Origin of the sequence: Klebsiella grimontii (genome assembly GCF_042137965.1) — a bacterium.
Classification (GTDB): Bacteria; Pseudomonadota; Gammaproteobacteria; order Enterobacterales; family Enterobacteriaceae; genus Klebsiella; species Klebsiella grimontii.
On sequence record NZ_CP169721.1, the window covers coordinates 4304692 to 4321223 of the forward strand.

Genomic DNA, 16532 nt, shown 5'->3' on the forward strand with positions numbered 1-16532 from the left:
TTAAAAGGTTGCTTCCAGCGAGACGCTAAAGGTGCGCTCTTCGCCAACGTTGTAGTACGGGGTACTGGCCTTCACGCCGTCGTAAGCCGCCGCGTTAAAAGTCGTCGAGCGGACGGAGGTCAGGTACTGTTTATCGAACAGGTTATCGATGCCAAAGCGCAGGGTGGCGCTTTTGACAATCTTTTTATCCACCGGCAGATGCACGCCCGCGGCGACATCAAAGACCGTGCGCCCGCCGATTTTTTCGTCGTTGGTCAAATCGCCGTAGAACGAACTGACGTATTTGCCGCCGAAGCTGCCGTAGTAGAGACCATCGTCATAGCCCAGCGATGCGTTAAGCATGTTTTTCGGTACGTTTGGCACCGTTTTGCCCGCCGTTGGCAGCGGATGTCCGCCGTTGCTCACAATGTCGTCTTTTTGTTCGGAATGGGTGTAGGTATAAGAGGTATAGTAGTTGAAGTTGTACGGCAGCTTACCGCTCCACTCCAGCTCCAGACCTTTACTCTCCACGCTGCCGATGTTCATCATTTCGTAGTCACCATCCGCATTGGTGGTCGAAATCTGCCGGTCGGTATAGCGCATATAGAAGAGCGTCGCGCTCAGCAGCATATCTTCGCGCTGAAAACGCCAGCCCAGCTCGTGGTTCCAGCTCAGCTCAGGTTTGGTGCTGATCGAATCGCCGACGTTGTAGAGCACGTAGTTGGGTGGCGTACGCATGTTGCGCGTCAGGTTATAGAACAGCTGATTTTCGCTATCCAGCTTATAGCTGATGCTAAAGTTCGGCAGGAATTCATGGTAGGTCGCCTGGCGTTTTTCCGCAGCGCTATACAGGCTGCCTTTATTATCGCCTTTACGTTCTACATACTGATAAGCCAGCCCGCCCACCAGCGTCCAGTCTGGCGTCACGAACCAGCTGTCCTGAAGCCATACTTTGTGCGCAGGAGTCACCGTGTACTGGTTACGCCCCTGTACCGTATTGCCGTTCGCATCTTTAACCTGATCGGAACCACCCGGTTTGCCGGAAACGTTCGCCGGGTTGCCATCGTCCTGAATGCTAATAAACGGCTGGGTCTGCGACTGACGCGCGCGCTCGTACCAGTAGCCAATATCCAGGCTGTGTTCGTCGTTAATATCCCACTTCAATTTCGTGGTAACGCCCGGCCGCCAGGTCTGGGTCCACGAAGGCCGGTAGTAGGTATTGGAAGTCAGGTTGCTGAGATCGTACTGTCCGGCGGTATCAGACGTATTGGACAGCACCGAGGCCGTTTGTCCGGTAAAGCTGCCGCCGTTACCCCAGTAGTAATAGGGCTGAACGGTCAACGCGAGGTTATCGCGCAGCTGTAAGCGCTGGCTAAAAGAGAGGGTGAAGGTTTCAAACGGATTACGGTTCAGCTTGTAATATTTGCTCAGTTGACCTTTGCTGTTGTAGACCGGGGTGGTCGAGTAGTCCTGACGCGGGTCTTCTTCGAACTGCGCTTTACTCAGGGTATTATAGTTGCTGTTATCCTGACGGTTATACTTCATGATCAGGTTGCTGCTGTTGCCGTTGCCATCCTCGTACAGCGAGTTCATTTCGAACTTATCGGAATAATTACGCCCCTCCCCGCGCCATTTTTTGGCTTCAGTATGCGAGTACGAGAGCCAGTTGCTAAAACCGTTGTACTCCCCGGTCTCCAGACGAGCGAAAGTTTTGCTGAGGTTATGGCTGCCGAGCGTTTGTTTGACGAAGCCGCCAAACTCCTTTGAGGGACGCTTTGTCACAAGGCCAATATTACCGCCGCTGGAACCAATATGCGGGCCGTCAGCCTCGGAAGAGCCCTGGGTGACAAAGATCTGCTCAAGGTTTTCCGCGTCGCCCAGCAGGTTGGGGTAGACAGCATAGTTGCCCGAGTCGTTAATCGGGATGCCGTCCATCGACAGGCCGATCTGATCCGAGTTCATCCCGCGCATGGTGTAGTCGATACCGCTCAGGCCGCTGGCGTCATTGCTGTTGACGTTCATTCCCGGCGTATATTTCAGCATGTCGATAGCGTTGCTGGCGCCGGGGGCTTTTTCCATCGCCTCTTTGGTCAGGTTGGAACGCGCTTTGCCGCTGTCTTCCTGCACCATCAGACCGCCGCCGAGCGATTGCCCCTTAACGTTAATCTCCCCCACGTCGCTGCTTTCCGCCGCCAGCGAGGCCCCCGATAACAGGGCCGACACCACGGCTAACGCAATCCCAGAATAATTAAAGTTTTTCATTTCTTTTCCTGTAAAAACAAATGATTAATTAGGCTTATGGCGCCTGATAATTAAACGTCGCGGTAAATTTTTTGCTGCTTTGTCCGGCAAAAGCCTCTTCAGGGAAGGGCTTCAGCTGGCTGATGCTTTGCAGGGAACTAAGCGCAGCGCGATTGAGCAGCATGTTCGGCGCCCTGCTGGCAATACCGGAAGCCAGCACTCTGCCGCTGCGGTCAACCTCCAGCCAGACCTCCACGTTGCCCTGCGGGCGCTCCAGCGAAGCCTGACGGCCGCTCGGGTAGCGCTTGCGCTGCTCTAGCTCCCGGCGCAGCGCCTGCAGATAGCCGTTTTCCACCGCCTGCGCGTTCGCCTTCGGCGCCGGGGGAGAAGGCGGCGGGGCCGGTTTACTCGCCGGGCGACGAACGGCGGCGGGCTGCGGAGCCGCGATCGCCTGCGGTTTCGGCGCTTTTTCCTTCACAACCGGTTTGGGCCTGGGTTTGGCTTTCGGTTTAACAACCGGTTTGGCCTGGATAATGGGTTCTGGCGCAGAAACGACGGGTTCAGCGACCGCCTCCGGTTCCGGCTCAGGTTGAATTTGCGGCGGTATTTCCGGCTGCGGTTCCGGGACAGGCTCCGGCTGCGGCGGTTCGGGTTCAGCCAGCGACAGTTCCATGACCGTATCGTCGTAATGCGGTTTGACCTGCAGCACTGCCTGCTGGCTGACAAACAGTAAACATCCGGCGACGACAAGGGCGGGTAGCCAGCTAACAACGTGACGTGAGCGATAAAGCAGGTACATATCACTGCTTCCGTGTGGCAATGGAAATGGAGAAGAAACCACCCTGACGCAGGGTATCCATCACGGCGATCAGGCGTTCCACCGCAACCTCTTTATCGCTGTTCACGATAATGGTGGTGGTTTGGTTTTCCTGCTGCTGCTTCAGGGTATTGACCAGCGCATTCAGGGGCAGCGGCTGGCCATCAAGCTGCAGCTGGTCGTCGGCGCCGAGGGTGATAATGGCTTTTTTTTGCGGTTTAAGCTGTTGGGCGCTGCCAGCCGACGGCAGCTGCGTTTTCAAGCCCAGAGCCGGGATCACATTCAGGCTAATCAGGACAAAGAAAACCAGTAGAAACATCATCACATCGATCATCGGGATCAGCTCGATATGGGCTTTATTCTTTTTAGGCTCACTCCAGTTACGCATGTCACTCCCCCCAAAAATTGAAGGGGCCAATATAGAAGCGTTTTGTTTATTTTTTGTTACAGATTTTTTATTTTATTATCACAATCGAGGAATATTTGAGAAAAAAACACCATATCAATTCACGTTATAAATAGTCATAACATTGTTTTTTAAGTGATAATTAATTTCAAAACGCCATTACAGAAATGACGAAAAAGAGAACATCAAATTTTTTTGTTATTTTCGTGACATTGCAAAACGCCTCTTCCGTCGCGCACGTTGAGTCCCCTTGCGCCCCAGCCCCCCGCGCGCTAGCATGGCTTCCTCACACTACGGAGCACGTATGGGCCTGTTAAACCGAATAAAAATGCTGTGGCAAGCCGCCGTCGGCTCGTCTTATTCCTGGCCCGCGCTGGACATCACCCTGCCCGGCGAGCGCTATCTACATCTGGTCGGCAGTATTCATATGGGCACCCGCGACATGTCGCCGCCGCCCGCCAGGTTATTAAAAAAGATCCGCCAGGCCGATGCGCTGATTGTGGAAGCGGATATTAGCGGCAGCGAAACGCCGTTCAGCAACCTCCCCTCCTGTCCGCCGCTAGCGGAACGCCTGAGCCCATCCCAGCTTGCAGAACTGCAAGATCGTGCGGGAGAAATGGGTCTGTCTATCGCGTTGTTCGACAACCAGCCGCTGTGGCAGGTGGCGATGGTATTGCAGGCGACTCAGGCGCAAAAATTAGGGCTAAGAGCAGACTACGGCATTGATTATCAGCTGCTGATGGCAGCGCGCGAGAGCCATATCCGCGTGATGGAGCTGGAGGGCGCCGATAGTCAGATTGCGCTGCTGCGGGATCTGCCCGACGGCGGGCTGGCGCTGCTGGAAGATACCCTCACCCACTGGCGCACGAATGCGCGTCTGCTGCAGGTGATGATCGGCTGGTGGCTGGAACAGCCGCCGTCACAAGGAACAACCTCGCTACCGACCACCTTTAGCCAGTCGCTGTATGACGTGCTGATGCACCAGCGCAACCTCGCCTGGCGCGAAACGCTGCTGGCGCTGCCGCCGGGGCGCTACGTGGTTGCCGTCGGGGCGCTACATTTATACGGGGAAGGGAATCTGCCGGATATGCTGACGTAAAAAAATGGCCAATATTTCTATTGGCCCGTCAAAGAGGAATTTCATCATTATTATTATTCCGGGGTTCGCGCCCCGGATCGTCTGATTGTCGCTCAAAGTGACCATCACTGCCAACACTATTGCGCAAGATGATACTATTTTTTAGACAGCCGTCGGGCGTATGCTTATGTCACATTTAATCGGTTGGTAAGAAGGATAACGATGACTCCCGCCGTAAAATTACTCGAAAAAAACAAAATTAGTTTTCAAATCCACAGCTACGATCACGATCCGCACGAAACCAATTTTGGCGATGAGGTGGTGCGCAAGCTGGGGCTCAACGCCGACCAGGTCTATAAAACGCTGCTGGTCGCCGTTAACGGCGACATGAAGCATCTGGCCGTCGCGGTGACGCCGGTAGCGGGTCAGCTGGATTTGAAAAAGGTGGCGAAAGCCTTAGGCGCGAAGAAAGTGGATATGGCAGACCCGATGGTCGCGCAGCGGGTCACCGGTTATCTGGTGGGCGGTATCAGCCCGCTCGGGCAGAAAAAACGTCTGCCGACGGTGATAGACGCGCCGGCCCAGGAGTTCGCCACCATCTATATTTCCGGCGGCAAACGCGGCCTGGATATTGAGCTGGCGGCCAGCGATCTGGCGAAGATCCTTGCGGCGAAATTCGCCGATATCGCGCGGCGCGATTAATTTACGGATTTTCGTCAGAGGACAATCCCGGAGGCGGCGCTGACGCGCCTTGCCCGGCTATAAAATCCACAACCGCTCAGACCTGTAGCCCCCGCCACCGGGGGCTACGCTGACGTTACTGCCAGCTCACCTCGCCTTTCGGCTCATAGGCTGCCGCGTCGAGCGGTGAGTTTTTCTGGATATACTCTTTCAACACTTCGGCGTCGATAAAGCCGGTATTCACATAGCCGGGCTTAGTATCGATATGCGGGTAGCCGTCGCCGCCGGTGGCGTTAAAGCTCAGGGTCGCCATACGGTAGGTCTTCGCCGGATCGACCGGTTCACCTTTGATGGTCAAATTGTTAAGCTTGCCGTCTTTGGCCACAAAACCGACGTTGGCAAACTGCGGATAGGCGCCGGAGTCGGGTTTCATCTGCGCCACCGCGGTCAGATACTCCGTCACTTCCTTACCGCTCATATCGACATACACCAGCACGTTGCCGAAGGGTTGTACCTTCATCACGTCTTTATAGGTGATATCGCCCGCTTCAATCGAGTCACGTACTCCGCCGCCGCTCATCACCGCGAAATCGGCATTGCTACGCGCCATCTGCGCCGCCAGCAGCAGACGTCCCATATTGGTTTGCACAAAACGCACTTTGCTGCGATCGCCCTCCAGATGCGCGTTCACGCTACCAATTTTCACCTGCAGCTGCGCTTTGCCTTTATTCTGGTACGGCGTCAGCAGAGAGAGCATCTGCGGGCTTTCAGGGATTTGCGGCGTATAGAGCACGCGCTCGCTCTCGCCGTTGTCGTAAGTGACCTTTTTCTTCAGGTTGACCGGGATCAGCTGATAGTGCACCAGCTTCATTTCGCCGTTGCGGAATTCGAAGTCGGCGCGGCCCACGTATTTGCCCCACTCGTGGGCCTGCACGATCCAGATACCGTTCTGCTTGTCCGGCGCGCACGGGCTGCCCGGGACATAATCCACCTGCTTTTTATTCTCCGATGCCATGCATACCGGGTCCTGCGAGTGGCCGCCGACGATCATCGCCAGCGATCCCGCAGGCAGGCTGCGCGCCATCTCAACGTCGCCAGGCGCATTAGAGCCGTGGGCGCCGTTGTCATAATGACCCATATGGGTGGTGGCCAGAATCACATCCGGTTTTTCGTTCTGCTGCAGTTCCTGGATAACCAGTTTGGCCTCTTCCGCCGGCTTTCGGAACTCGATATCGGTAAAGAACTCGGGATTGCCGATTTTAGCCGTATCGTCGGTCGTCAGGCCGATAACCGCAATATTCAGTCCGCCGCGCTTGAACAGCGCCCACGGCTTAAACAGACGCTCGCCGGTGCTTTTCTGGTAAATATTGGCGGAGAGGAAGGGGAACTTCGCCCATTTTTCCTGCTGACGCAGTACGCTAAGGGGATTATCAAACTCGTGATTGCCTACCGCCATCGCATCGTAGCCAATCAGGTTCATCCCGCGAAAATCGGGTTCCGCATCCTGTAAGTCGGATTCCGGCACGCCGGTATTGATATCGCCGCCGGATAACAACAGCACGCTGCCGCCCTCGTCCGCCACCTCTTTGCGGATACCGTCCACCAGCGTTTTTTGTGCCGACAGCCCGTATTCGCCGTAGTCGCTGCGCCAGAAGTGACCATGATGATCGTTCGTATGCAGGATGGTAATTTTATAGGTTTTATCCTGCTCATAAGCCTGCGCTGACAGGCTCCCCAGCGATAACGCGGTAAATAGCGCCAGCGCGACGCCTCGTTTAATAAGGTGCATATTTCTCTCCCTGACAAAGTAACAAGTGCCGAAAGTATAGCGAGATAGCGAATTAGACAAATATGTTTTCAGAATTGCGACTTCCTTCAAACCTTAGCGGCAGGTATGTTAGGCAGATAATAATTCCACCTGCATCCTCTATAAAAAACACTTAAGCGAACCTATGGCAATGAATCAGACCGCACAACCCTTATCCGGCCCTGCTGCTGCGCCGCAAAAAGCACGCACTTCGTTTCGCATTCTCGGGGCCATCAGCCTCTCGCATTTGCTGAACGATATGATCCAATCGCTTATTCTGGCTATCTACCCGCTGCTCCAGGCCGAGTTCTCGCTGACCTTTGTGCAGATTGGGATGATCACCCTCACCTTCCAGCTGGCCTCATCGCTACTGCAGCCGGTTGTCGGCTACCTGACCGACAAACACCCGATGCCGTGGTCGCTGCCAATTGGCATGTGCTTTACCCTGAGCGGTCTGGTGCTGCTGGCGATATCCGGCAGCTTCGGGATGGTTCTGCTCGCTGCCGCGCTGGTCGGGACCGGATCGTCGGTCTTTCATCCGGAGTCTTCTCGCGTGGCGCGCATGGCCTCCGGCGGACGTCATGGCCTGGCGCAGTCGATATTCCAGGTCGGCGGCAACTTCGGCAGCTCGTTAGGTCCGCTGCTTGCGGCCCTGATTATCGCGCCTTACGGCAAAGGGAACGTCGGCTGGTTTGTCCTGGCGGCGCTGCTGGCGATCGTCGTGCTGGCGCAGATCAGCCGCTGGTATGCCGCTCAGCACCGTCTGAACAAAGGTAAACCGAAAGCGGTGGTGGTTAATCCGCTGCCGAAAAATAAAGTCATTCTGGCGGTTAGCATCCTGTTAATGCTCATTTTCTCGAAATATTTCTATATGGCGAGCATCAGTAGCTATTACACCTTTTATCTGATGCAAAAGTTCGGATTGTCGGTACAAAATGCCCAGTTCCACCTATTTGCCTTTCTTTTTGCCGTCGCGGCAGGAACGGTGATTGGCGGGCCTGTTGGTGACAAGATTGGGCGTAAATATGTAATTTGGGGCTCTATCCTTGGCGTAGCGCCGTTTACCCTCGTTTTACCCTATGCATCGCTGGAGTGGACCGGTATTTTGACGGTGATTATTGGTTTTATTCTCGCTTCGGCCTTTTCCGCTATTCTGGTCTATGCCCAGGAGCTGCTCCCGGGGCGGATCGGCATGGTTTCTGGTTTGTTTTTCGGTTTCGCCTTTGGCATGGGCGGCCTTGGAGCCGCGGTGCTGGGGCTTTTAGCTGACCATACCAGTATCGAACTGGTCTATAAAATCTGTGCTTTCCTGCCGCTTCTCGGCATTCTGACGATATTTCTTCCTGATAACCGCCAAAAGTCGTGATTATCCGGCAGCCAAAGTGCAACTTTGGCTGCCGCAATCCCTTACTCCATCGGCATTACCCCGCATAACCTGCTGCCATTTGGCTGTCCGTGCCTTTTTAGGCGTCAATTCCATTTTTCTGCAAAATTCAATAATTATTCATAAACAAAACCACTGAAATTGTCATAAACTATTATTCGGTTTTTTGGTTTTTGTGCCGAAAATGGATCAGCTCACCACTGCAAGGAGACGGAATGCACCACGCAACACCGCTAATCACCACCATTGTCGGCGGCCTTGTGCTCGCCTTTATTCTCGGCATGATTGCCAATAAGCTACGTATTTCTCCTCTGGTGGGATATTTATTAGCGGGCGTGCTGGCCGGACCTTTTACCCCGGGTTTTGTTGCTGATACCAAGCTGGCGCCGGAGCTGGCCGAGCTTGGCGTGATCCTGCTGATGTTCGGCGTGGGTCTGCATTTCTCCTTAAAAGATTTGATGGCGGTCAAGGCCATCGCCATCCCGGGCGCTATCGCCCAGATAGCCGTGGCGACGCTGTTGGGCATGGCGCTCTCTGCCATGCTGGGCTGGTCGTTAATGACCGGCATCGTCTTTGGTTTGTGTCTTTCTACCGCCAGTACCGTGGTGCTGCTGCGCGCGCTGGAAGAACGACAGCTTATTGATAGCCAGCGGGGGCAAATCGCTATCGGCTGGCTGATTGTTGAAGATCTGGTGATGGTGCTGACGCTGGTGCTGCTGCCAGCGGTCGCAGGCATGACGGAGAAAGGCGACGTGGGTCTGGCTTCCCTGGCCCTCGATATGGGCATTACCATTGGTAAAGTCGTCGCCTTTATCGCGATTATGATGCTGGTGGGCCGCCGCCTGGTGCCGTGGATTATGTCACGCAGCGCGGCAACCGGTTCGCGCGAACTGTTTACCCTGTCGGTACTGGCGTTAGCGCTCGGTATCGCTTTCGGCGCCGTTGAGCTATTTGACGTCTCCTTCGCCCTCGGCGCCTTTTTCGCCGGTATGGTGCTCAATGAATCCGAACTCAGCCATCGCGCCGCCCACGATACGCTGCCGCTGCGCGACGCGTTCGCCGTGCTGTTCTTTGTCTCCGTGGGAATGCTGTTTGATCCGATGATCCTGCTTGAGCAGCCGCTGGCGGTGCTCGCGACGCTGGCCATCATTATTTTCGGTAAATCGGCCGCCGCTTTCTTCCTGGTGCGGATGTTTGGCCACTCGCCGCGCACTGCCCTGACCATTGCCGCCAGTCTGGCGCAAATCGGTGAATTCGCCTTTATTCTTGCCGGTCTGGGAATGGCGCTGGATCTGCTGCCGCAGGCCGGGCAGAACCTGGTGCTTGCCGGCGCCATTATCTCCATCATGCTCAACCCGGTCCTGTTTACCCTGCTGGAAAAATACCTCGATAAAACGGAGACGCTGGACGAACAGACGCTGGAAGAAGTGCTGGAAGATGAGAAACAGATCCCCGTTGATATCTGTAACCATGCGCTGCTGGTCGGTTTTGGTCGCGTCGGGAGCCTGCTTGGTGAAAAACTGATGGCTCAGGGGATACCGCTGGTGGTTATCGAAACGTCGCGCACCCGCGTTGACGAACTGCGCGCGCGCGGTATTCGCGCGGTATTAGGCAACGCCGCCAATGAAGAGATTATGAATCTGGCGCATCTGGACTGCGCCCGCTGGCTGCTGCTGACCATTCCTAACGGCTACGAGGCCGGGGAAATCGTCGCTTCCGCGCGAGAAAAATGCCCGAATATCGAGATCATCGCGCGCGCGCATTACGACGATGAGGTGGAGTATATCGTCGAACGCGGCGCCAACCAGGTGGTGATGGGCGAACGAGAAATCGCCCGCGCCATGCTTAAGCTGCTTGAAACGCCGCCAGCCGGCGAGCTTATTACCGGTTAATGCTTCGGCCCCGGATGACCGGGGCCAGCTTTATCCGGCCGCTTAACGATCCCAGTAAGCTTCTTCCAGGCTGTCTTCACGCTCCGGCAGGCCGCGGGTCAGACGCGGTGAATGCTGGTTCAGCACCTGATAGCTCACGCGGTTAGCGTATTTACACACCTGCGCCAGCGAGGAATAGGTCAGCCATTTGCATTTGTGCTTGCTGGAGTTCGGCACGTTATTGCGATGATAATTATTAGCGGTGATGTCGTGCAGCAGCGCCGCCAGCGCGCCGTCGCCCGCGCCGTTGGTATTCATGATCTTCTCCGGCCCGCCCATATAGGGTGCGATATGCGAATAAATACGCAGCGGATTTTCGCAATCCTGATGACGCATCGCGCGGCTGAATTCATACTGGTTAAACTCGGCAATCGCGCCCGGCAGCAGCGGATGCTGCGTTTTGCGCTTAGCCTCATCCTCGGTAAAGCTGGCCATATACAGCCCGGCAGGCCCGGCGGTGCACAGCACCAGGTCAACCCATTCCAGCGCCTTGTCGGAAGCCAGCAGCGGATCGGACAGCCCGGTCAGCGCTTCCGCCTCCTCTTCATTCATCGCCAGAATGGAAACGTGCTCTTTGAGGAACGCCTGCCACCACGCCGGATTATCGGCGATGACGTATTTAGTCCCCAGGGTCAGGACCACCGGTACATCGTGCTTTTTCGCATATGCGATGGCCTGCATCGTCGCGTCCGGCATCGGCTCGCCCGGCTTGCAGCGGACGAGATAGGAGGTTAGCACCAGCGCGGAAGCACCGGCGATTACGCTTTCCGGAATGCTTTCCGGGCGGAGCTTATTCATATGGCCGGGGCTGATCGCAAAGGTGCGCTCGCCGGAGTCGCTAATAAGGGTAAAGCAGCGACCAATCGCGCCATCCACCCCTTGTAGATAGTTCAGATCGGTACGGCTGGAGGTGTTGCACAGGTAGCGATAGGCGTAGCCGCCGATTTCAATATTGCTGCACATCACGCCAAGCAGAACCGAGCGGTCATCCGCCAGCACCGAGTAGTTGTGCATGGTGTTTCCGATGGTACCGCCGGCAAACTGATGGGTAATCAGGTCGTTGCGGACCAGTTCCTGGTACAGCGCCTCGGCGACGTCATCTTCAATCACCAGCGAATGCCCGGCGCTCAGGCCGTAGCGTACGATAAACGCCTCATCCACTTTCGCTTCGATATCAACGAGGGTTTGATCGATGCCGACGACCCAGGCGACGTTAGATTCATTATCCGGCTGAATTTGCTGCAGCAGCGGATCGCGAGCATTGACGGGAAAGTAGTGTTTGGATTTGCGTTTACCGGGAAATTTCATAGTGGCGATTTATTGGCAGTGAACAAGCGGGGAATAGTAGCATACTCCCCGCCGCACGCGCGATCAGCGATATTTCGCCGTCAGGTTGACCATCATTTCAATATGCGCGGTGTCCGCATTAAGCGCCGGAATGTACTCATATTGCTGGCCGCCAGCCTCGAGGAAGATTTCCCGATTTTGCACGGCAATCTCCTCCAGCGTCTCCAGGCAATCGGCGGCAAAGCCGGGACAGATAACCTGGATATGCTTCACCCCTTTCTCACCGAGCATTTTCAGCGTTTCGTCGGTATAAGGCGTCAGCCAGGGCTCACGACCAAAGCGCGACTGGAACGTCATCATCACCCGGTCATGCGGCAGACCCAGGGCGGAAACCAGCTCACGGGTGGTATCGCGACAGCGCTGAGGATAGGTATCCCCCTGCTGCGCGTAACGCTGCGGGATCCCATGATAGGAGAGCAGCAGTAAATCCGGCTCGCCGTGCACCGCGAAGGACGCGCGCACGCTGGCGGCCAGCGCGTGAATATAGTCCACGTCATCGGCGTAATCGCGAATAAAAGAGATTCCGGGGATCGCGCGCTTTTTGGCAAGAATACGCCCCAGCTCATCCCACACCGCCGCCACGGTGGAGCAGGAGTATTGCGGATAGAGCGGTAGCACCACGATGTGATCCACGCCCTGCGCCAGCAGTTCATCGACCGCGCTCTCCAGCGACGGCGAACCATAGCTCATCCCCAGCGCCACCGGCGTATCCGCAAGCCGCGCGGCCAGCGCCTGCCGCTGCTGCTGGCTGTAGACCATCAGCGGCGAGCCTTCTTCCATCCAGATGGACTGATAGAGCTTAGCGACCCTGGGGGCGCGCAGGGGCAGTATCACGCCGCGCAGCAGCGGCCACCACAGTAGACGGGAGGTATCCACCACGCGCTTGTCGCTGAGAAACTGTCGCAGATAGCGCTTTACCGCGTCGGGCGTGGGCGCATCGGGAGTGCCTAAATTGGCTAATAAGATACCTGTTTTCGTCTGATGCATTACCGCCTCTTAACCATTTGAATCGCTGACAATTGTAGCTGAAATGGCGCTAAACGGAACCAATCATAGAAAAAGGTAAAATGAGAGGAGTTCTCACCCCGCCGCTGCGGGATGAGAACTAACGGAATTAACCGAGGATTTTTTCCAGTTCAGCGCGAACGTCGGCCACCGCTTTGGTGCCATCGACTTTCGCGTATTGGGTGTTGCCCGCTTCCGCTTCTTTCTGATAGTAGCCGATCAGCGGAGCCGTCATCTGATGGTATTCAACCAGACGCTTACGCACGGTCTCTTCCTGATCGTCTTTACGGGTGGTCAGCTCTTCGCCGGTCACGTCGTCTTTGCCTTCAACTTTCGGCGGATTAAATTTAATGTGGTAAACGCGGCCGGAAGCTGCGTGAACGCGACGGCCGATAATGCGGTCAACGATCAGTTCGTCAGGAACGTCGAATTCCAGCACGTAATCCACGGCGATGCCCGCTTCTTTCATGGCGTCAGCCTGCGGAATGGTGCGCGGGAAGCCGTCCAGCAGGAAACCGTTGCGGCAATCTTCCTGAGTAATACGCTCTTTAACCAGGGCGATAACCAGTTCGTCGGTGACCAGCTTACCGGCGTCCATAATATCTTTCGCCTGTTTGCCCAGCTCGGAGCCTGACTTCACCGCGGCACGCAGCATGTCGCCGGTGGAGATTTGCGGAATACCGTATTTCTCCATGATGAACTGAGCCTGAGTTCCTTTACCCGCGCCCGGAGCGCCAAGCAGAATAATACGCATTACGAAAATCCCCTCAAAAGTTGATTCAATTTTTCAAAAAACGCTAAACCATACCACCAGAACGCGGATGGCTCAAGGAAGGCGGGGCGGCTGAAACGGTTAATGGTGAGATATTTTACGTATCGTGCGGTTTGATACCCTCTCCCAGCGGGAGAGGGTTAGGGTGAGGGTAAAGATTACGACGCCAGCAGCTGGTTCATACGGCGGATAAACTGGTTTGGATCTTCCAGCGTACCGCGCTCGGCCAGCAGCGCCTGATCGAGCAGCAGCTCAACCCACTCGCCGAACTGCGCATCATCCTGGGTATCCGCCGCGCGTTTTACCAGCGGATGCAGCGGGTTCAGCTCAAAGATGTACTTCACTTCCGGCGCGGCCTGGCCCGCAGCGGCAAACAGTTTCGCCATCTGAGTGCTCATCTCGTCCGCGTCGGTGGTGACGATGGCCGGCGTATCGGTCAGACGATGGGTCAGACGAACCTCTTTCACCCGGTCGCCGAGCAGGGTTTTGGCACGCTCAACGAACGGCTCCAGCGCCTTCTCGGCTTCTTTGGTGGTTTCATCCACTTCGTCCGTCAGCTTATCCAGCGACTCATCGGCTTTCGCCACCGACTGGAACGGCTTGCCGTCGAACTCGGTCAGATAGCTCATCATCCACTCGTCGATGCGATCGGAAAGCAGCAGCACTTCGATGCCTTTCTTACGCAGCAGTTCCAGATGCGGGCTGCTCTTCGCGGCGGCGTAGCTGTCGGCGGTAATATAGTAAATCTTCTCCTGCCCTTCTTTCATGCGGGAGACGTACTCTTCCAGCGACACGGTCTGCGCGGCGGAGTCGGTATGGGTACTGGCGAAGCGCAGCAGTTTGGCGATGGCCTGCTGGTTGGCCTGATCTTCCGCCGGACCTTCTTTCAGCACGAGGCCAAACTGCTGCCAGAAGGTCTGATATTTTTCCGCGTCGTCTTTCGCCAGTTTTTCCAGCATCTGCAGGGCGCGCTTGCTCAGCGCGGTGCGCAGATTGCGGGTGACGCTGCTGTCCTGGAGAATTTCACGCGACACGTTCAGCGGCAGATCGTTGGAGTCGACCAGCCCGCGGACGAAGCGCAGATAGTTGGGCATAAACTGCTCGGCGTCATCCATGATGAAGACGCGCTGCACGTACAGCTTCAGGCCGTGTTTATGATCGCGATTCCACATATCCCACGGCGCCTGCGACGGGATATACAGCAGGCTGGTGTACTCCTGCTTACCTTCAACGCGGTTGTGGCTCCAGGTCAGCGGATCGCTGTAATCGTGGGCAATATGCTTGTAGAACTCGTTGTACTCGTCGTCTTTGATTTCCGACTTATTGCGCGTCCACAGCGCCTGGGCTTTGTTGATTTTCTCCCAGGAGATCACGGTTTCGCCGTCCACTTCTTCGCGTTTTTCAATTTCCACCGGCAGCGCGATGTGATCGGAGTATTTGCTGATGATCGAACGCACGCGCCAGTCGTTGAGGAAATCATCCTCGCCTTCGCGCAGGTGCAGCGTGATCTCGGTACCGCGATCGGCTTTGTTAATGTCGGCAACGGTATATTCGCCTTCGCCAGCGGATTCCCAGAATACGCCGTTTTCGGCGCTATCGCCCGCCGCGCGGGTACGGACGGTGACTTTATCGGCAACAATAAACGCCGAGTAGAAACCTACGCCGAACTGGCCAATCAGCTGGCTGTCTTTCGCCTGGTCAGAGCCCATGGACTCAAGGAACGCCTTGGTGCCGGACTTGGCGATGGTGCCGAGATGGTCGATGACTTCATCGCGGTTCATACCGATGCCGTTATCGGCGATGGTCAGGGTGCGGTTGTCTTTATCAAATGAAACACGCACGCGCAGTTCGCCGTCGCCTTCGTACAGATCCGGCTGGGACAGCGCGCGGAAGCGCAGCTTGTCGGCCGCATCGGAGGCGTTGGAAATCAGCTCACGCAGGAAAATTTCTTTATTGGAGTAAAGAGAATGGATCATCAGGTGCAGAAGCTGTTTGACCTCTGACTGAAAACCACGAGTTTCTTGTCCTTTCATCTAAATCAACCTCAACAATGCCATTGTTAATGGTAAAAAAACCGTTGAGGGTGAGATGGGGACAGAGGGAGAGGTTTTCAAGCGGAGGCCCCGAAAAGCGCCTCCGTTTGATTAAAAACGAATCTTATGCCGCCCGGCGAGAGAGTGGGACAGCGTTGTGCCGTCAACCATTTCCAGCTCGCCGCCAACCGGAACGCCATGGGCGATACGGCTCGCGTCTACGCCATACTGCGCGCAGAGCTCGGCGATATAATTCGCCGTCGCCTCTCCTTCCACCGTTGGGTTGGTCGCAAGGATCACTTCCTGCATTGATTCGTCACGCAGACGCTGCTCCAGACGATCGAGCCCGATGTCATCCGGCCCAATCCCGTCAAGCGGCGACAGGTGGCCCATCAGCACAAAATAGCGACCGGAAAACTGCCCGGTCTGCTCGATAGCGTAGATATCCGCTGGGCTCTCTACCACGCAAATCTGGCCGTTTTCCTTGCGCCGTGGGTTGCTGCAAATATTGCATACCTCCTGCTCGGTGAAGGTGCGGCAATCGGCGCAGTGGCCGATTTCCGACATCGCGCGCGTGAGCGCCTGCGCCAGGCGCATCCCGCCGCTGCGGTCACGCTGCAGCAGGGTAAACGCCATGCGCTGCGCCGACTTCGGGCCAACGCCCGGCAGGCAGCGCAGTGCTTCCATAAGCTGCGTTAACAGCGGACTGGTCTGCATCAGAACGGCATCTTAAAGCCTGGCGGCAGCTGCATACCGGCGGACACGGACGCCATTTTTTCTTTCTGCGTTTCTTCGATGCGGCGGGCGGCGTCGTTAAACGCGGCGGCCACCAGATCTTCCAGCATGTCTTTGTCGTCTTCCAGCAGGCTCGGGTCGATCTCAACGCGACGGCAGTTGTGCGCGCCGTTGATGGTGACTTTTACCAGCCCAGCGCCGGACTCACCGGTCACTTCCAGACGGGCCACTTCTTCCTGCATCTGCTGCATTTTTTCTTGCATCTGCTGGGCCTGCTTCATCAGGTTACCCAGACCGCCTTTTCCACCAAACATAG

14 protein-coding genes are annotated in these 16532 nt (G+C 56.1%); 4 read left to right on the top strand and 10 right to left on the bottom strand.

Translation table 11 applies throughout. From position 1 onward, the window contains the following. The 3 genes from ACE3MN_RS20205 to ACE3MN_RS20215 are packed head-to-tail and all read right to left on the bottom strand — an operon-like array spanning position 1 to position 3425. Positions 1-2241 carry a TonB-dependent receptor gene (locus tag ACE3MN_RS20205; protein WP_064411202.1) on the bottom strand — a complete coding sequence of 747 codons (2241 nt, stop codon included), beginning with the start codon at positions 2239-2241 and terminating at the stop codon, positions 1-3. Positions 2242-2275: 34 nt separating this feature from the next. Continuing rightward, on the bottom strand, positions 2276-3019 hold the full coding sequence (locus tag ACE3MN_RS20210; RefSeq protein WP_004137935.1) for an energy transducer TonB: 744 nt from the start codon (positions 3017-3019) through the stop codon (positions 2276-2278). A gap of 1 nt (position 3020) precedes the next feature. Further along, positions 3021-3425, bottom strand: coding sequence for a biopolymer transporter ExbD (locus ACE3MN_RS20215; RefSeq protein WP_024359012.1), 405 nt, complete (start codon positions 3423-3425; stop codon positions 3021-3023). Between the two features lie 322 nt (positions 3426-3747). On the opposite strand from ACE3MN_RS20215, the gene ACE3MN_RS20220 reads away from it, so the two are divergent. Both ACE3MN_RS20220 and ybaK read left to right on the top strand, forming a co-directional pair. Continuing rightward, entirely contained in the window at positions 3748-4542 is a 795-nt protein-coding gene (locus ACE3MN_RS20220) for a TraB/GumN family protein (RefSeq protein ID WP_024359013.1), read from the top strand. A 201-nt stretch (positions 4543-4743) separates the two neighbouring features. After that, the gene (gene ybaK, locus ACE3MN_RS20225; protein ID WP_049085218.1) at positions 4744-5223 is read left to right on the top strand and encodes a Cys-tRNA(Pro)/Cys-tRNA(Cys) deacylase YbaK; all 480 of its coding nucleotides are present in this window, start codon (positions 4744-4746) and stop codon (positions 5221-5223) included. Between the two features lie 115 nt (positions 5224-5338). Here the strand turns inward: ybaK and ushA are convergent, their stop codons facing one another. Beyond that, a complete protein-coding gene (gene ushA / locus ACE3MN_RS20230; RefSeq protein ID WP_049085219.1) occupies positions 5339-6991 on the bottom strand; it encodes a bifunctional UDP-sugar hydrolase/5'-nucleotidase UshA in 1653 nt (550 codons plus the stop codon). 163 nt (positions 6992-7154) lie between these two features. Here ushA and ACE3MN_RS20235 point away from each other — a divergent pair, with 163 nt between their 5' ends. After that, positions 7155-8375 (top strand): MFS transporter, encoded by a 1221-nt coding sequence (locus tag ACE3MN_RS20235; protein ID WP_024359016.1) that lies wholly within the window; start codon positions 7155-7157, stop codon positions 8373-8375. A gap of 233 nt (positions 8376-8608) precedes the next feature. Then, a complete protein-coding gene (gene ybaL, locus ACE3MN_RS20240) occupies positions 8609-10285 on the top strand; it encodes a YbaL family putative K(+) efflux transporter (protein WP_024359017.1) in 1677 nt (558 codons plus the stop codon). A 42-nt stretch (positions 10286-10327) separates the two neighbouring features. Here ybaL and ACE3MN_RS20245 read toward each other — a convergent pair whose 3' ends face one another. The 6 genes from ACE3MN_RS20245 to ACE3MN_RS20270 all read right to left on the bottom strand — a co-directional run bounded on the left by ACE3MN_RS20245 (position 10328) and on the right by ACE3MN_RS20270 (position 16530). Then, entirely contained in the window at positions 10328-11632 is a 1305-nt protein-coding gene (locus tag ACE3MN_RS20245) for an inosine/guanosine kinase (RefSeq protein WP_004137947.1), read from the bottom strand. Between the two features lie 63 nt (positions 11633-11695). Then, positions 11696-12658, bottom strand: a complete 963-nt coding sequence (gene hemH / locus ACE3MN_RS20250; RefSeq protein ID WP_004137949.1) for a ferrochelatase — start codon at positions 12656-12658, stop codon at positions 11696-11698. Between the two features lie 127 nt (positions 12659-12785). Next, positions 12786-13430 (bottom strand): adenylate kinase, encoded by a 645-nt coding sequence (adk, locus tag ACE3MN_RS20255; RefSeq protein ID WP_004137951.1) that lies wholly within the window; start codon positions 13428-13430, stop codon positions 12786-12788. 176 nt (positions 13431-13606) lie between these two features. Next, positions 13607-15481, bottom strand: coding sequence for a molecular chaperone HtpG (htpG, locus tag ACE3MN_RS20260; protein WP_049088812.1), 1875 nt, complete (start codon positions 15479-15481; stop codon positions 13607-13609). Positions 15482-15592: 111 nt separating this feature from the next. Beyond that, the gene (recR, locus tag ACE3MN_RS20265; protein WP_004129946.1) at positions 15593-16198 is read right to left on the bottom strand and encodes a recombination mediator RecR; all 606 of its coding nucleotides are present in this window, start codon (positions 16196-16198) and stop codon (positions 15593-15595) included. Continuing rightward, on the bottom strand, positions 16198-16530 hold the full coding sequence (locus ACE3MN_RS20270) for a YbaB/EbfC family nucleoid-associated protein (RefSeq protein ID WP_004129943.1): 333 nt from the start codon (positions 16528-16530) through the stop codon (positions 16198-16200). The genes recR and ACE3MN_RS20270 overlap by 1 nt, the downstream gene beginning before the upstream one ends. Between the last annotated feature and the right edge of the window lie 2 nt (positions 16531-16532).

What these genes read in the sequence shown, in the direction of transcription:
- htpG (WP_049088812.1), bottom strand. Translation starts at nt 15,481, where the DNA reads ATGAAAGGACAAGAAACTCGTGGTTTTCAGTCAGAGGTCAAACAGCTT.
- ACE3MN_RS20205 (WP_064411202.1), bottom strand. Translation starts at nt 2,241, where the DNA reads ATGAAAAACTTTAATTATTCTGGGATTGCGTTAGCCGTGGTGTCGGCC.
- recR (WP_004129946.1), bottom strand. Translation starts at nt 16,198, where the DNA reads ATGCAGACCAGTCCGCTGTTAACGCAGCTTATGGAAGCACTGCGCTGC.
- ACE3MN_RS20210 (WP_004137935.1), bottom strand. Translation starts at nt 3,019, where the DNA reads ATGTACCTGCTTTATCGCTCACGTCACGTTGTTAGCTGGCTACCCGCC.
- ACE3MN_RS20270 (WP_004129943.1), bottom strand. Translation starts at nt 16,530, where the DNA reads ATGTTTGGTGGAAAAGGCGGTCTGGGTAACCTGATGAAGCAGGCCCAG.
- hemH (WP_004137949.1), bottom strand. Translation starts at nt 12,658, where the DNA reads ATGCATCAGACGAAAACAGGTATCTTATTAGCCAATTTAGGCACTCCC.
- ybaL (WP_024359017.1), top strand. Translation starts at nt 8,609, where the DNA reads ATGCACCACGCAACACCGCTAATCACCACCATTGTCGGCGGCCTTGTG.
- ACE3MN_RS20220 (WP_024359013.1), top strand. Translation starts at nt 3,748, where the DNA reads ATGGGCCTGTTAAACCGAATAAAAATGCTGTGGCAAGCCGCCGTCGGC.
- ybaK (WP_049085218.1), top strand. Translation starts at nt 4,744, where the DNA reads ATGACTCCCGCCGTAAAATTACTCGAAAAAAACAAAATTAGTTTTCAA.
- ACE3MN_RS20235 (WP_024359016.1), top strand. Translation starts at nt 7,155, where the DNA reads ATGGCAATGAATCAGACCGCACAACCCTTATCCGGCCCTGCTGCTGCG.
- adk (WP_004137951.1), bottom strand. Translation starts at nt 13,430, where the DNA reads ATGCGTATTATTCTGCTTGGCGCTCCGGGCGCGGGTAAAGGAACTCAG.
- ACE3MN_RS20215 (WP_024359012.1), bottom strand. Translation starts at nt 3,425, where the DNA reads ATGCGTAACTGGAGTGAGCCTAAAAAGAATAAAGCCCATATCGAGCTG.
- ACE3MN_RS20245 (WP_004137947.1), bottom strand. Translation starts at nt 11,632, where the DNA reads ATGAAATTTCCCGGTAAACGCAAATCCAAACACTACTTTCCCGTCAAT.
- ushA (WP_049085219.1), bottom strand. Translation starts at nt 6,991, where the DNA reads ATGCACCTTATTAAACGAGGCGTCGCGCTGGCGCTATTTACCGCGTTA.